Source organism: Vibrio sp. SNU_ST1 (assembly GCF_030563405.1).
GTDB lineage: Bacteria > Pseudomonadota > Gammaproteobacteria > Enterobacterales > Vibrionaceae > Vibrio.
In genome coordinates this window covers 177,142-193,241 of sequence record NZ_CP130749.1, presented here as the reverse complement: position 1 = coordinate 193,241, position 16,100 = coordinate 177,142, and the positions used below count along the sequence as shown (strand labels likewise).

Sequence of the window (16,100 nt, the reverse complement as noted above, 5' to 3'; positions counted from 1 at the left end):
TTTGTTGCTATGACTATGGTTATGGCTATGCGCATCGTTTAAATCAGAACTGCCATCTTGTCAGCAAGAAATCCGAAATAACCTATTCAAATTCAATTGAATTTTATAAGATCCATCGATGGTTTTGTTCTCATTATTAGCGGCAACATATTATTTTCAACTCGGTAAATCATTTTTATAACAATTACTTGGATGATAGCGTAGTATATTTATAACTAACATCTAACATTACAAGGATCTGTTATGTTTTTAGACTACTTTGCACTCGGTCTACTGATTTTCGTAGCATTAGTTATCTTTTACGGCATCATCGTTATTCACGATATTCCCTATGAAATTGCGAAAGAACGCAATCACCCTCATCAAGACGCTATTCATGTCTCAGGCTGGGTTAGCCTATTCACCTTACACACTATTTGGCCGTTCCTTTGGATTTGGGCTACGTTGTGGCGCAAAGATCGTGGCTGGGGCTTCGCTAAGCTTGAAGAAGAACAACACGACATTCATCATCGTGTCGACACTCTCATCGACCAAGTGAGTGCACTTCAGGACGAAATTGCACAACTAAAGAAAATGGATACTGAGCAAAACAGCACAGAGAAAGAGACAATCAACGTTCAAGATCAGGAGGCTAAGTAATGGATTTACTGCTGATAATGACCTACGCGGCGCTTTGTATTACGATTTTCAAAGTATTCAAAATCCCACTAAACAAATGGACTGTCCCCACTGCCGTACTGGGTGGTGTTGTCCTCATCGGTACTTTGATTCTATTGATGAACTACAACCACCCTTTCACACAAATCGGTAATCAAGTTTACTCAACAACACCGATTGTTTCAGGAGTTCGAGGCAAAGTCATCGAGGTTCCGGTTGAAGCAAATAAGCCTCTCAAGCAAGGGGATATCCTTTTCAAAATAGACCCGATTCCTTTTGAAGCTGAAGTTGCTAAGCTGCAAGCCAAAGTAAAAGAAGCGAGTCAAGGTGCCTTAGGTCTAGAGTCGCAAGTTGGAGAAGCAGAAGCAGCCAAAATCAAAGCAATTGCCGAAAGAGATAAAGCTCAACGCGAATTTTCTCGTTACAAGCGTGGTTTTGAGAGTGGCGCATTCACTGAACAACAATTAGATACTCGCAGACAAGCTTATAAGGGTGCCGAAGCCGCAGTAAAAGTAGCCGAAGCAAACCAACAACAAGCTCAGATCGCACTTAACTCTGAGATTGGCGGTGAGAATACAGCGGTTGCAGGCTTACTTGCTGATTTACGTAAAGCTGAATTCAATCTTGACCAAACGGTGGTAAGAGCACCAACCGATGGCTACGTAACCCAACTAGCACTTCGTCCTGGTGTAATGGCTGTACCACTACCATTAGCGCCGGTGATGACCTTTGTTCACACTGAGGCGCAATTCTATACCGCAGCCTTTAGACAAAACTCACTACAACGCCTGCAACCTGGCTACGAAGCTGAGTTTCTATTTAGAGCACTACCAGGAAAAGTGTTTAAAGGACGCATTGATGAAGTGATCCCAGCCATTGGTGAAAGCCAGTTTCAAGCTCGAGGCACACTTCTAGGTACTGACGCACTACGTACTAGCGGCCGTGTATTTGTTAAGCTGACCATCACTGATGATCTGTCTGAGTACCATTTGCCTATGGGTACTGCCGTGGAAGTGGCCGTTTATTCTGACAGCTTCACTCACGTATCTATCATGCGTAAAGTGCTTATTCGCATGAAGAGTTGGCAAAACTACCTATATCTAGACCACTAACTAGAGCTAGACCACTAAACGGCCGTAGATATACGACGCCCCCGCTTAACACATTGTTAATATGAATCAAAAAGCCAGACTCGTTCTGGCTTTTTTGTTGCTTGATTAACCGTAAAATTGCGCTTTTTACATGATATTAATGCGTCTAGATGGAATTTTAGACATCTAGACACTTACCTTCCCTTATGGAAGGGTTCTACTGTATAATGCGCGCCTTATTTTTTATATTTGCCCAAAAAATGTTCTCATTGAGACGCATATTAATAATGGCGAATATTATGCTTTATTTTCAGTATTCGAGGTTATCTATGAACTTTTCAGCTAAAACAGTCGTCGTTATTGCTATTGGCGCGGCACTGTACGGCATTGGTGGTTTACCTATGTTTGGTGTCCCAGTGTTTGCTAACACGACATTGAAACCAGCAATGGCAGTCCTAGCACTGTTTTCTGTTTTGTTTGGCCCTGTTGTTGGCTTCTTGGTTGGCTTTATCGGTCACTGGGTAACGGATTTGTTCGCAGGTTGGGGGGTATGGTTAACTTGGGTATTGGGCTCAGGTATTGTCGGTATGGTTATCGGCTTATTCCCAATGATGACTAAGAACCGCCTTCAACAAGGCGAACTGCCAATGAAAGATTTTGCACTGTTTGTGGTACTTGCCCTTGCGGGTAACGTTGTGGGTTATGGTAGCTCTGCGTTCCTAGACACCATCCTATACGCAGAACCGTTTACTAAAGTCTTCACTCAACTGTCTATCATCGCTGCGGGCAACACTATTCTTATCGCAGTGGTAGGCTTCCTGATCCTAAAATCAGTCGCTAAACGTAACAAACAAAGCCGTAACCTGACCGAGGCATAAACGCTAATGACTATAGCATTTTCGAACTTCTCTTTTAGATATGAGTCGCTGGATAAACCGACGCTAAAAAATATCAATCTAAGGATAGAGAAAGGAGAGAAAATCGTCATTATTGGACCAAGTGGTAGTGGTAAATCTACGCTAGGTCAGTGTCTCAATGGTCTGATACCTCATGCAATTAAAGGTGAGGTATCAGGTTCTTTAGAGATCAACGGCAAGAATGTCTCTGAGTTTTCAATGCACGACTATACCGAGCAAGTAGGCACAGTATTACAAGATACTGACAGCCAATTTGTGGGGTTAAGTATCGGTGAAGATATCGCGTTCGCATTAGAAAACCAGTTGATGTCGAACATTGATATGTACCCGTTAGTTAAATCGACTGCAAAAATGGTCGACCTAGCGGATATGCTTGATCGCTCTCCTCATGACCTTTCAGGTGGTCAAAAACAACGAGTATCGTTAGCAGGTATTTTAGTCGATGATGTCGATATCTTGCTGTTCGATGAGCCTCTAGCAAGCCTTGACCCTAAAACGGGCAAAGCAACAATTGAGATCATCGACCAACTTCATAAAGAAACCAACAAGACTATCGTGATTATCGAGCATCGCCTTGAGGATGTTCTACATCGCGATATCGATCGTGTGATCTTAATGGAGCGCGGGGAAATTGTCGCAGATATGACTCCGGATGACATCTTAGCGTCCAAGTTACTTGAGACGCACGGTATTCGTGAACCTCTTTATCTATCAGCGCTTAAAGCAGCAAAAGCCCCCCTGACTAACGAAGATAAACTTTCAAACCTCAAAGCTTTGGATTACAAAAGATTCCGTCCAGCAGTTCAAGCTTGGTTTGCTGAGCGCCCGGCACCGGTAGCAGAGAAACAGTACCAGCCTTTGCTCGAAGTTCATGGCTTAACTTATTCTTATGACGGCGAAAAAAATGCACTCGAAGATGTGAGTTTCAAAATTGGTAAGGGTGAGTTTGTCTCGATTTTGGGCAAGAACGGTTCAGGAAAATCCACTATCACCAAACTCATCATGGGTGTGATAGATGCTGATTCAGGTTCTTCCTATCTAAATGGTCAAGACTTATCTGAACTTTCCATCTTTGAAAGAAGCCAGAAAGTCGGTGTGGTGATGCAGAACCCGAATCATATGATCTCACATCATATGATTTTTGATGAGATTGCTTTTGGTCTTCGTAACCGCGGTATTGCAGAACAGCTGATCACAGAAAAAGTAGAGAACGTTCTTGAGCTTTGTGGGTTAAGTAAGTTCCGCCACTGGCCCATTGAAGCTCTGAGCTATGGTCAGAAAAAGCGTGTAACGATCGCTTCTATCTTAGTGTTGGAACCTGAACTCCTCATCTTAGATGAGCCAACAGCAGGCCAAGACTACCGTAACTACACATCGATGCTGGCATTCATCCAAAAGCTTAACCGAGATTTGGGTATTACTGTTGTGATCATCTCACACGACATGCACTTGGTTCTAGAATACACCACACGTTCGATCGTAATCGCAGACAGTAAGTTGATTGCTAATGCAGCCATGACGGAAGTGTTTAGTCAGCCATCGCTTTTAGAACGTGCGAACCTTTGTACCACCAGCATTTATGAACTTGCGACCATGATGAAAATCGACGATACCAACGCGTTTATGCAGTACTTCATCGACGACGAGAGAAGCTCGCTATGAATGCATCAAAAGTAAAATTCGGTATCAATTACATTGATACAAAATCGCCGCTACACGCACTGAACGGCATCACTAAATTTGTACTGTTTCTCGCTTGGGTCACTGTGGTTTTGACTACGTTCGACCTGAGATTGATTACGCTGCTTATTGTGACTGGTTTATTCCTGCTAAAGCTTACCAATGTGCCTGTGCGCGTTTATAAGCCTTTGTTATTGGGAACGGTGAGCGTATTAAGCCTAAATGCTTTGTTCATGTATCTGCTTGCTCCACAGCAAGGTACAGAGCTCATTGGTAGCGAGACTCTATTACTGACACTGCCGGGTAACTACTCGTTGAGCCAAGAGACTCTGTTTTACTTAGTTACTGTCACGCTCAAATACATGAGCATGTTCCCGATAGCCTTAATTTTCGTCTTTACCACGCACCCGACCGAGTTTGCAGCGAGCCTCAACCGTATTGGCGTTCCATACAAAATCGCCTATGCGGTCAGCTTAACACTGCGTTATTTACCTGAAGTTAAAAAAGACTTCATCAATATCATGCACGCGCAACAGGCTCGTGGCGTTGAACTATCTAAGAAAGCACCTTTACTCACTCGCATCAAAAACGTTGCTAAGGTTCTAGGTCCGCTCATTTTTTCTAGCTTGGACCGTGCAGACGAGATTTCAAACGCAATGACGTTACGAGGTTTTGGCAGACATAAGTCACGAACTTGGTATAGCTATGCGCCTTTGAAACGTATCGATTATGTTTGGCTAATGGTTATCGCCTTTATCGTTGTGTTAGCGATCGTAAAACGTATTTTAGAACCACAATTATTCTGGTATCCATTTTAGGTTTTCATTGAAAGTGACGCTTAAAGAGCGTGCTGCTTAATGTTCGACTTAACGAAATTCAAACCGTTTTAGCGTGAAAATCGAAACAAAAAAGGGAGCCTCAGGGCTCCCTTTTTTGTCTTTTAGATCAATTGCTTACTGTAATTGTTATTGATTTAATTTGTAAAACACTGTTGAAAGTGGTGGCAAACGCAGCTCAATCGACGTGTCTAAACCTTCGCTTGCTACTGATTCAACCTCAGCAACCTGCTTCACTTCAAAACCGCTGCCTGCGTAATCAGCCGAGTCAGTATTCAGCAATAGCGAGTACTGGCCTTGGGCTGGAACACCTAAACGGAAACGCTCATGAGGAACGGGCGTAAAGTTAGAAACAACCAATACTCGTTCACCCGACTCACTAATACGTTCATGAGCTAAAATACTTGCTTCAGCAGAATCTTGTAGACGCCATTCAAAACCTTTCGGGTCGAAATCAAGATCGTGCATTGCTGCCTCAGAGCGGTATAGATTGTTCAAATCTTTCGTTAAGCGTTGAACACCTTGGTGGCGTTCATATTCCAACAAGAACCACTGCAGTTGATCATCATGGTTCCATTCAGCCGTTTGACCGAATTCAGCGCCCATGAAGTTCAGCTTTTTACCCGGTTGTGCATACATGTAACCCATGTAAGCGCGTAGGTTAGCCGTTTGCTGCCACTCATCACCCGGCATCTTGTTATGGATAGAGCCTTTACCGTAAACCACCTCATCGTGAGACAAAGACAATACGTAGTTTTCGCTGTGAGCATAAACCAAGGGGAAGGTAATCGTATCGTGGTGATATTTACGGTTAATTGGATCTTCTTGAATATAAGACAAGCTATCGTGCATCCAACCCATGTTCCACTTAAAACCGAAGCCTAACCCCCCCATAAAGGTTGGCGCTGAAACACCCGGGAAAGCCGTCGATTCTTCAGCAATTGTCATCGCGTTAGGGAAGTGTTTGTACACCTCTTCGTTCATCCATTTCAATGTCGCGATTGCGTCGTAATTCTCATTGCCGCCATCAACATTTGGAATCCATTGATCATGGCTACGCGAGTAATCGAGGTACAACATCGAAGCAACCGCATCAACACGAATGCCGTCGATATGGAATTGTTCGAACCAGTACAGAGCGTTTGCTACCAAGAAACGGCGAACATGCTCTTTGCCTAAATCGTAAATGTACGAGTTCCAATCTTGGTGCCAACCACGGCGTGGATCTGGATCATGGAACAAAGGCGTTCCATCAAAGTTAGCTAAGCCGTGATCATCACTTGGAAAGTGTGCAGGAACCCAGTCCAGAACAACACCTAAACCGGCTTGGTGACATTGGTCGACGAAGAATTTGAAATCATCTGGAGAGCCAAAACGACTTGTTGGCGCAAACAAGCCTATTGGCTGATAACCCCAAGAACCGTAAAACGGATGCTCTGAAACCGGCATCAACTCTACGTGTGTGTAACCCAGGTCCGTGAGATATGGGATTAGCTCTGCCGCTAGCTCACGGTAGTTTAGGAATTCACCTTCAGCATTGCGTTTCCAAGAACCGGCATGCAATTCATAGAATGAAAGGGCTTCTTTGCGCTTTTGCGTGACCGGGCGATTCTGCCATTGAGAATCTTGCCACTCGTAACGAGCGTGATCGTAAGTCACAGATGAAAATGATGGGTATTGCTCAGAGTAGAAACCCCATGGGTCAGCTTTATGTGGCAAGCCTTCGCCATCAGGTCCTTTTAATTCAAATTTGTATTGTGCGCCTTCTTCCAGATCGGGAATGAATAAGCCCCACATACCATAATCTAGACGCTGCATTGGGTGGCGACGACCATCCCAAGCGTTGAAGTTACCCACCAAGCTAGCCGCTGTTGCATGCGGTGCGTACACCAAGAAACGCGTGCCTGAAATCGTCTGTCCATCACGCTCTAGCGTAATAAACTGAGCCCCCATGTGATGATACATATCTTTAGGTGTATGAAGATCCTCATAACTCGCGTACAGATCATGGTATTGGTATGGATCATCGATGATCTGCTCTACTCCATTCCAATCAACCGCAAGCTTGTAGTGAGTAAAACGTAAGTCTCTTTCTTGCTTAAGAATGAAACCACTTTCACCCTCTCGCGCTAACTTAATACGAGGTTCCTTTCCAACAATCAACTCGACTTTATCTGCCCCAGGAATCCACACTCGTAATGAACCTTGTTCAGAAGGTAAGTATGGCCCTAAAAACGCAAATGGGTCTGTGAAGCAAGCCTGTGATAGTTGGGTATATATTTGTTTTTGCTTTGAAATCGAACTTAGTTCCAAAACGCTTCTCCCTAACCAAACATCCAAAAAACATAATACAAAAATGCCCGCTATTAGTGCGGGCAATATAACGACGGTTTATTCTACCAGATGAGCATTCAATATTGAGTGACCGAGGTTGTAGTTTCGTACGGCGTAAGCAAAAAACCACCTCTTTTCAAGCCACTCAAGTCCATTACTTAGCAGCTTTTTCTCGAACGTCAGTTAGCTTAGAGGCGATACGGTTCACGCCTTCATGAGCGAAGATTTCGTCCAAGTTCATTGATAATTTACGGCGCCAGTTAGGGTACTCATCGACAGTACCAGGGATGTTAACGGGCTTATCCATCTCTAGCCAATCTTCCAACTGAACACTCAGGAGTGTTGAGCCACCAGCCGCAACGTGCAACTGAAGCGCTTCAGCAAGATAAGAATCCATCGGCACTTGACTTGCATCGCGCCCCACACCTTCAGGTAGGAAGCCGTGCCATGCCACTGAGTCTAAGATACCTTGCTTGCACTCCAAGCGGTTATCGAACAAAGTTTCTAGCTGTTGTGCGTCTGGGTATAAACCAATCTCTTGACCCATTTTCAAGTCATCACAGTGCCAGAAGCCGCGAAGCGTTGGCATATCGTGAGTACACAGTGCCGCCATCGATTGTGACGCGTAGTGCTTCGGAGAAATAAAACCACCGTCATTTTCTGATGTTTCGAAGAAGAATACTTTGTAAGAATGCACGCCAGCCTCAGCAAGGATGTCTACGATTTCATCCGGCACCGTACCTAAGTCTTCACCAATCACGCTGCATTGGTAGCGATGAGATTCAAGCGCCAGAATCGACAGCATGTCTTGTACTGGGTAGTAGATGTACGCGCCCTTGGTTGCGTTTTCACCTTTTGGAATCCACCATAAGCGCAGCAGACCTAAAACATGGTCAATACGCAATGCACCACAGTGCTTCATGTTGGCACGAAGCAATTTGACGTAAGCGTCGTAGCTTGTTTCTTGAAGCACTTCTGGGTTAAGTGGAGGTAGTCCCCAGTTCTGACCCAGAGGACCAAGAATATCCGGTGGAGCACCAATGCTCGCATCCATCACTAGGTTACCTTCATCAGCCCATGTCTCGCTGCCAGAATCTGCAACGCCTACCGCTAAGTCACGGTAAAGGCCAACCGTCATGCCTTTCTCTTCAGCAAGAGACTGTGCATCGTTGATTTGGCAATCGGCTAACCATTGTAGGTACATGTATAGATGCACTTGATCTAGGTTATCTTTGATGTATTTCTGGGTCGCAGGGCTTTCAAATGTACGGAATTTCTCCGGAAATACAGGCCAACCCCATATACCTGAATCTTCAGCATGCAGTTCACCGTGCAGCGCATCAAACGCGGCTTGATGCATCAGGCTTTCACCGCCCTCTTCAACAAACGCTAAGAACGCTTGTGCACGATCGCTGTTCTTGTCTAGATGACGAGTCTTAAATTCTGCGAATAACAGAGGCAAGATGCTCATCTTAAGCTCAGAAACTTCTGTGTAATTCACCCAGTGTGCTTCACGAGCTTTCTGTAGGCGCTGCTGGAACTCAGCGCTGCCTACCGTTTGTTGCGCTTCCGCGCTTAATGCGAACTCAGGAACTGAACTCACATCAATGTATAAGACGTTCAACCAACGACGTGAAGACGGGCTATATGGGCTCGCACCTTCCGGGTTCGCAGGGAACAGAGAGTGAATTGGGTTTAGACCAACAAAATCACCACCGCGAGAAGCGATATCCGAAACAAGCTGTTTTAGGTCACCGAAATCACCAATACCCCAGTTGTGCTGAGTTCTTAGCGTGTACAGTTGAACACTTGGTCCCCAAAGCTTTTTGCCTTGCTCAATGGGTGACTGCTTGAAGCACGCTTTTGGCGTAATAATCAGCGTCATCTCGTAAGGTTTCTTACGGCGCTTACGACTCACAATAAGCTTGTGATAACCCCATGCCAAATCACTTGGCAATGCAAACACTAAAGGGCCACCCTCGGCACGCTCGTCACGAACGACTTGAGATTGAAGATAGCCTTCAAGTACCTCTCCTTGCTCTGTTTCTAAGCGCCAGCTGAACTCACTTTCACGAGCACTCACACCCAGGTTGAGTGTCACTTCTACTGGCTCACCGTCACGCAAGACAAGAACCGGGTCTAGTACATCTTTTCTGTGCTTTCTTTCTGCAGATTTAAGCAGTGCATCATCGCTGCTTGTATCGTAGCCCAATGAAGCCAATAGAGACGTAATCGTCTCTTCTGATACTTGTGCTTCATCGCCCCACGCACTAACGTAACTGTCGGCAATATTTGCCATTTCTGCGACTTGTTTTAATACGGTCTGTTCTTTCATCGCTCTCTCCGAAAACGTTCTGACGCTTTCAATTTTTGTAGGGTTGTCTATTTAATTTTTACTAATCAATTAGCTTGTGACAATCAGTTTGTAAGCATTGCTATCTGAATAAGCCGTCTATTTGCTCACAAGCTAATTGAGCCAAGGCAGAAACTGCCTTGGCTACTTTGCAACTATTAACGGTTAACCGCTTCAAGTTTCCAAATGTTATTCACGTAGTCGCGAATTGAGCGGTCTGATGTGAACTTACCAACCAATGCCGTGTTAAGAATCGCTTTCTTAGCCCAACCAGCTTGGTCTTTGTATTGTGTGCCCATGTCTTCATGTGCTTTCACGTAAGAAGCGAAGTCAGCAAGACATAGGTATGGGTCACCACCGTCTAGTAGGCTATCAAACGTTGCACGTAGAAGACCGGGTTGACCTGGAGTGAACTCATCGCCAGTCAGTAGATCTAGAGATGCTTTCAATAGTGGGTCTGCATTGTAGTAATCGTATGGGTTGTAACCCTGAGCTTTCAGTGCAACAACACCGTCAACTTCTAGGCCGAAGATGTAGATGTTTTCATCACCAACTTCTTCACGAATCTCAACGTTTGCACCATCCATCGTACCGATAGTTAGAGCGCCGTTTAGAGCCATCTTCATGTTGCCCGTGCCTGAAGCTTCTTTACCAGCTAATGAGATTTGCTGAGAAACGTCTGCCGCAGGGATGATGATTTCAGCCATGCTTACACGGTAGTCAGGGATGAATACCACTTTAAGCTTGTTACCGATACGAGGATCGTTGTTGATCTTCTCTGCAATCTTGTTAACCGCGAAGATGATTTCTTTTGCTAGGTGGTAACCCGGTGCTGCTTTCGCTGCGAAGAAACATACGCGTGGCTCACACTCGAAACCAGGTTCGTTAAGAATACGGTGGTACAGAGACAGAATGTGTAGCAAATCTAGGTGCTGACGCTTGTATTCGTGCAGACGCTTAATTTGAACGTCGAAGATAGCGTTAGTATCTAGCTCGATACCCATGTTCTCTTGAACCCAATCAGCAAGACGCTGTTTGTTTTCTTTCTTAACAGCCATGAATTCTTTTTGGAATTTCGCGTCTGTTGCAAACTTAGCGATACCTTCTAGCTGCTCAAGTTTTGCTGGCCACTCAGAGCCAATCTTACCTGTGATTAGATTAGATAGACCTGGGTTACAGAACTTCAACCAACGACGTGGCGTAATGCCGTTCGTTACGTTAGTCAGTTTACCTGGGAAGATTTCGTTGAACTCTGGGAACAGGTCTTTCTTAACCAGTTGAGAGTGAAGTGCAGCTACACCATTTACTTTGTAAGAGCCAATCACACATAGGTTTGCCATACGAACCATGCGGTGGAAACCTTCTTGGATGATAGAAAGCTTCGCTTGTTTCTCACCGTCACCAGGCCACATCTTGCGAACTTCTTGCATGAAGCGGTGGTTGATTTCAAAAATGATTTCCATGTGACGTGGAAGAAGACGGTTGATCAGCGATTCAGACCAAGTCTCTAGTGCTTCTGGAAGTAGCGTGTGGTTCGTGTACGCGAACGTATGTGCACTGATTTCCCATGCTTGATCCCAAGATAGACCTTTCTCGTCGATTAGGATGCGCATTAGCTCAGGAATCGCAATCGTTGGGTGCGTATCGTTAAGCTGAATCGTTTCTTGCTTAGGCAGATCTTCTAGAGAGAAACCTGCTGCTTCGTGACGGCGTAGAATATCGCGAACTGACGCTGCTGAGTGGAAGTACTGCTGCATTAGACGCAGTGTCTTACCTTTTTCGTGGTTGTCGTTCGGGTAAAGTACTTTAGTGATGTTACCTGCATCGATTAGCGAGTGTTGCGCTTCGAAGTAATCACCGTTGTTAAAGCTTGCTAGTGAGAATGGTGCAATTGCCTGACACTCCCAAAGACGCAATGGGTAAACCGTGTTTGACTCGTAACCTACGATAGGTAGATCCCAAGGCATTGCTTTTACTTCCATACCTGGAACCCAAGTACGAACTTCTTTACCGTCGATGAATTCAACTTCTACATGACCGTAAAAACCAATGTGTTGTGCTAGTTCTGGACGAGCTACTTCCCATGGGTAACCTTCAACACCACGCCATGCGTCTGGTGCTTCTTGTTGACGACCATCTTGGAAAGACTGTTTGAATAGGCCGTATTCGTAGTGAAGACCGTAGCCTACTGTTGGGTACTCTTGAGCTGCACAAGAATCCATGAAACAAGCAGCAAGACGACCAAGACCACCATTACCTAGTGATGGGTCGCGTTCTTCTTCTAGAAGGTCGGTTAGGTTTTGACCTAGCTCTTCCATTGCATGAGTGATCTGTTCGTACAGACCCATGCTGATCAGGTTGTTACCTGTTAAACGACCAATCAAAAACTCTAATGAAAGGTAGTTAACGCTCTTCGCGTTTTTGATTTTTTCATCATTTTCAGTTTCTAGCAGGTCAAATGTTGTCAATTCTGCTAACGCACGCCCCATCGCTAGGTACCATGCGCGGCTATCTGCGTTTTCAATCGTTGTTGCGTAAGTTGCAGATAAATGCTTTTTAACACTTTCTTGGAAAGACACTTTGTCGAAAGTTTTTTGCTGAGTTGGTTTCATTTCAGAAATCTCGCTTTTAATAGTTCTAATTCATCTGTGACATATCGTGCATGGTCACCATTAACTAAACATCCTCCTGTTAATGCAACTAACTAGGAGTAGATGAGAGGGCGTAGGGGCGTACCGCCATTACGGTTAGTGATCTGACTCTCATGTTCTAACTTCGAACAAAAAGTTGGAGTGACTAAGATCACAAGCTCCCGTTCGATAACTTAACTTCAATTGATGTGAGTTTTATTTAACCGGAATAAACTGATTAGCAAATCTGAGTTTGAGATCACGAAATTATTTCCCACATCTCATCTTTTGCATAAATTTCAGTGTAAGACCGAACAAAGTCACATTCACAAACCAACCCGAAACGTGAGCAAAGCCTCAAATTAAGGGCGTAGAAAGCCAAAAACATGCAAGACCGCAAGGTTTCTGAGGAGAATCATAGTCGATGCCATTTTTCTTCACGTAACATAAGTACAGACTTAAGTAATTAGGCAGATGTGATTGGGCTACTCCTTTACGGTTTAAGGCCCCCCAAAACATACGCCACGGAATAGGTGAAAAACTTCGACATGTGGATCCCTTCGAAACTGACTCGTCCAGGCCGCTTACATAATGCAATCCTACGACCTAGGGTTCTCGATCTGCTCCAGAACGCAGATTGCTATAAGCTTGTATTGTTCCGTTCTCCTGCGGGCTATGGCAAGACCACCATGGCTGCACAGTGGCTGTTAGATAAGCCGAATGTGGGTTGGTACAGCATCGATGATAGTGACAACGATGCCTTCCGTTTTATCAACTACCTACTCCAATCACTCAATAAAGCGACTCAAAACGCCTGTCCCAATGCCCAAAAACTGGCAGAGAAACGACAGTTTTCATCGCTGCACTCTTTATTGAGTGAAGTATTCGCCGAAATGTCGGACTACCATCATGAATGTTTTCTTGTTTTAGACGACTACCATTTAGTCAACAATGATGACATTCAAGAAGCAATGCGCTTTTTCCTCAAACACATGCCCGACAATCTTACGTTGGTTGTAACCAGTCGCGGAACACCACCACTAGGCACAGCAAACCTGCGCGTTCGAGATTTAATGATCGAATTAGGTAATGACTCGCTGGCTTTTGATACCGAAGAGACCACGCGCTTTTTCAATCAGCGAGTTGCCGATGGTATTGATGACACAACGGCAGACAGTATTTGTACATATGTAGAGGGTTGGCCTTCTGCACTTCAACTTATTGCGCTGCAAGCCCAACATCAAAAACGTACGCTTGCGCAGTCTGCTGAGTCCTTCTCCCACTTTAATCAAGCCCATCTTTGGGACTACTTGGTTGAAGAGGTTTTCGACCTGTTAGACAAAGAAACTCGACAGTTCTTGATGCAGTGTTCAGTGCTTGATCATTTCAATGACGAATTAGTCTGCGCGCTTACACAACGTGAAGACGCACTGGGTATGATCGAATCATTAAATCGATTCGGTTTATTCATCTATCCGCTTGAAGGCGAGAAGAACTGGTATCGTTTCCATAACCTGTTTGGTGAATTTTTGGCACATGAGCGTCAAGCTCGAATCCCTCAACAAGAAGCAGAATTGCACCGAAGTGCCGCGAAGGCGTGGATTAAACAAGACACACCACACCAAGCACTGCGCCATGCACAGCGCGCTGAAGACCCAGAACTGATCATTCAAATACTGACAGACCACGGTTGGCCGATGTTCAACCAAGGCGAGCTTTCCTCGTTAGAGATGGCGATCAAGCAACTGACTACGGATCAACTTTACAGCGACCCTAAACTGTCCATGTTACGAGCTTGGCTAGCACAAAGTCAGCACCGCTACGAACAAGTAGGGACATTATTGGAAGAGGCTGAAACACAATATCAAGCTCGAAACATTGAACTCGATACTCAACAACAAGGTCAATACAACGCCCTACGCGCGCAAGTTGCTATTAACAGTAATGAACCTGAAAAAGCCTTGGAATTGGCAGAGCTTTCGCTAAGTCAGCTGAACACCACCGTCTATCGTAGCCGAATTGTCGCCACGTCTGTTGTTGGTGAAGTCAATCACGTAATGGGCAACTTGAGCCGTGCACTGCCGATGATGCAGCAAACAGAAAAACTTGCACGCCAGTACCAAGTTTACCACCAAGCGCTTTGGGCGATTCTACAACAAAGCGAGATCTTAATTGCACAGGGTTACGTTCAAGCGGCATTCGAGCTGCAAGACAGTGCGTTCAAATTGATCGAAGAGCACCAGCTAAAATACGTGCCTCTGCATGAATTCTTACTGCGTGTTAGAGCTCAAATATTCTGGTGTTGGAACCGATTAGATGAAGCGGAAGAGTGCTGTTACAAAGGCTTGGATATCCTTGGTCACCATTCGCCAAGTAAACACCTTCACAGCTATTCAATGCTGGCTCGTATTTCACTAAGTCGCGGTGAAATTGATAAAGCATCTAAGTTTATCGACCAAATTCAGCACCTATTGCGTCAATCAACGTACCACGTGGACTGGACGGCGAACGCTTCCCTTTCTTTGATTCTTTTTTGGCAAGTAAAAGGCAATAAAGAGGCGATACGTGATTGGTTGAATGTGGCTGTTCGACCTGAATCGGCAAGTAACCACTTCTGCCAACTGCAATGGAGAAACATCGTTCGCGCTCACATCATTCTTGAGCAGCATGAAGAAGCGGAAGAAGCGCTGACTTTCCTTAAGAGTGAAGCTCAGCGTTCACACCTGATTACCGACACCAACCGAAACTTGATCGTTGAAGCCGTGTTACGTACACAAATTAACGATGAAGACAGCGCACGCGTGCTACTTGAAGAAGCGCTTCATATGACTAACCAAACCGGTATGGTCGGCAACTTCTTAGTAGACGGCGGGACCATCGGACATATCTTGGATAAGTTGAGCAACAAGCCTGGCTTAGGTGACTTAGAACGCCATCGCGCTCAACAGATCATGAAAGATATCTCGACCACCCAACGCAGCCGCTCGGTTCACTTTGATGAAGACTTTGTTGAAAACTTAGTAAATCACCCAAACATTCCTGAACTTGTGCGCACTAGCCCACTCACCCAACGTGAATGGCAAGTACTTGGTTTGATCTATTCAGGGTTCAGTAACGAGCAGATCGCTCAAGAACTCGATGTAGCAGGTACCACGATCAAGACTCACATCCGTAACCTATACCAAAAGCTAAACATTGCTAACCGTAAAGAAGCGATCAGCACAGCGGAGAATTTACTGCAGTTGATGGGGTACTAAACGATTCGAGATTGATTCGAGAAAAGCTTAAGCTAGTTACCTATGGTAACTGGCTTTTTTTTTCGTTTGGAGCATGGGTTAATAGCAGATAGCAGATAGCAGATCATAAAGAGCCAAACGACAAACAAAAAAATAGCCAACCGCAATAATCGCGATTGGCTCTATATATTTGTGAACAAATCATAAGTTCACTAACAACGTCAGTTGGCTAGGTGACCCTCGGCTTAAGAAGGGTCAATGTATACAGTGCAGTTAACGTGCCAACTTTAATTCAGCCGTTTTATAAGCCCTGCATCGCATAAAAACCTCGAATTCATGATGCGAATTGCAAAGTGCATTTGCATA

General features: G+C 44.9%; 9 protein-coding genes. 6 read left to right on the top strand and 3 right to left on the bottom strand.

Going from position 1 to position 16,100, the window contains the following annotated elements; genetic code table 11:
- Nucleotides 1–243 precede the first annotated feature (243 nt).
- The 5 genes from Q5H80_RS15190 (at nucleotide 244) to Q5H80_RS15170 (ending at nucleotide 5,163) form a co-directional block, all read left to right on the top strand.
- On the top strand, nucleotides 244–639 hold the full coding sequence (locus Q5H80_RS15190) for a DUF3302 domain-containing protein (RefSeq protein ID WP_304570263.1): 396 nt from the start codon (nucleotides 244–246) through the stop codon (nucleotides 637–639).
- Nucleotides 639–1,769 (top strand): HlyD family secretion protein, encoded by a 1,131-nt coding sequence (locus Q5H80_RS15185; RefSeq protein ID WP_304570262.1) that lies wholly within the window; start codon nucleotides 639–641, stop codon nucleotides 1,767–1,769. Before Q5H80_RS15190 ends, Q5H80_RS15185 begins: the two co-directional genes overlap by 1 nt.
- A gap of 308 nt (nucleotides 1,770–2,077) precedes the next feature.
- A complete protein-coding gene (locus Q5H80_RS15180; protein WP_304570261.1) occupies nucleotides 2,078–2,626 on the top strand; it encodes an ECF-type riboflavin transporter substrate-binding protein in 549 nt (182 codons plus the stop codon).
- Between the two features lie 6 nt (nucleotides 2,627–2,632).
- On the top strand, nucleotides 2,633–4,327 hold the full coding sequence (locus Q5H80_RS15175; protein ID WP_304570260.1) for an ABC transporter ATP-binding protein: 1,695 nt from the start codon (nucleotides 2,633–2,635) through the stop codon (nucleotides 4,325–4,327).
- On the top strand, nucleotides 4,324–5,163 hold the full coding sequence (locus tag Q5H80_RS15170) for an energy-coupling factor transporter transmembrane protein EcfT (protein WP_304570259.1): 840 nt from the start codon (nucleotides 4,324–4,326) through the stop codon (nucleotides 5,161–5,163). Before Q5H80_RS15175 ends, Q5H80_RS15170 begins: the two co-directional genes overlap by 4 nt.
- Nucleotides 5,164–5,310: 147 nt before the next feature.
- Here Q5H80_RS15170 and glgB read toward each other — a convergent pair whose 3' ends face one another.
- The 3 genes from glgB to Q5H80_RS15155 all read right to left on the bottom strand — a co-directional run bounded on the left by glgB (nucleotide 5,311) and on the right by Q5H80_RS15155 (nucleotide 12,480).
- The gene (glgB, locus tag Q5H80_RS15165) at nucleotides 5,311–7,494 is read right to left on the bottom strand and encodes a 1,4-alpha-glucan branching protein GlgB (RefSeq protein WP_304570258.1); all 2,184 of its coding nucleotides are present in this window, start codon (nucleotides 7,492–7,494) and stop codon (nucleotides 5,311–5,313) included.
- A gap of 175 nt (nucleotides 7,495–7,669) precedes the next feature.
- On the bottom strand, nucleotides 7,670–9,850 hold the full coding sequence (gene malQ / locus Q5H80_RS15160; protein ID WP_304570257.1) for a 4-alpha-glucanotransferase: 2,181 nt from the start codon (nucleotides 9,848–9,850) through the stop codon (nucleotides 7,670–7,672).
- 176 nt (nucleotides 9,851–10,026) lie between these two features.
- Nucleotides 10,027–12,480 carry a glycogen/starch/alpha-glucan phosphorylase gene (locus Q5H80_RS15155; RefSeq protein WP_009845842.1) on the bottom strand — a complete coding sequence of 818 codons (2,454 nt, stop codon included), beginning with the start codon at nucleotides 12,478–12,480 and terminating at the stop codon, nucleotides 10,027–10,029.
- 566 nt (nucleotides 12,481–13,046) lie between these two features.
- On the opposite strand from Q5H80_RS15155, the gene malT reads away from it, so the two are divergent.
- Nucleotides 13,047–15,755, top strand: a complete 2,709-nt coding sequence (malT, locus tag Q5H80_RS15150; protein WP_304570754.1) for an HTH-type transcriptional regulator MalT — start codon at nucleotides 13,047–13,049, stop codon at nucleotides 15,753–15,755.
- The last annotated feature ends 345 nt before the right edge of the window (nucleotides 15,756–16,100 follow it).

Bases quoted from the DNA above. Each gene is read 5' to 3' on its own strand.
- Q5H80_RS15190 (WP_304570263.1), top strand. From the start codon at position 244: ATGTTTTTAGACTACTTTGCACTCGGTCTACTGATTTTCGTAGCATTA.
- Q5H80_RS15185 (WP_304570262.1), top strand. From the start codon at position 639: ATGGATTTACTGCTGATAATGACCTACGCGGCGCTTTGTATTACGATT.
- Q5H80_RS15180 (WP_304570261.1), top strand. From the start codon at position 2,078: ATGAACTTTTCAGCTAAAACAGTCGTCGTTATTGCTATTGGCGCGGCA.
- Q5H80_RS15175 (WP_304570260.1), top strand. From the start codon at position 2,633: ATGACTATAGCATTTTCGAACTTCTCTTTTAGATATGAGTCGCTGGAT.
- Q5H80_RS15170 (WP_304570259.1), top strand. From the start codon at position 4,324: ATGAATGCATCAAAAGTAAAATTCGGTATCAATTACATTGATACAAAA.
- malQ (WP_304570257.1), bottom strand. From the start codon at position 9,850: ATGAAAGAACAGACCGTATTAAAACAAGTCGCAGAAATGGCAAATATT.
- Q5H80_RS15155 (WP_009845842.1), bottom strand. From the start codon at position 12,480: ATGAAACCAACTCAGCAAAAAACTTTCGACAAAGTGTCTTTCCAAGAA.
- malT (WP_304570754.1), top strand. From the start codon at position 13,047: ATGTGGATCCCTTCGAAACTGACTCGTCCAGGCCGCTTACATAATGCA.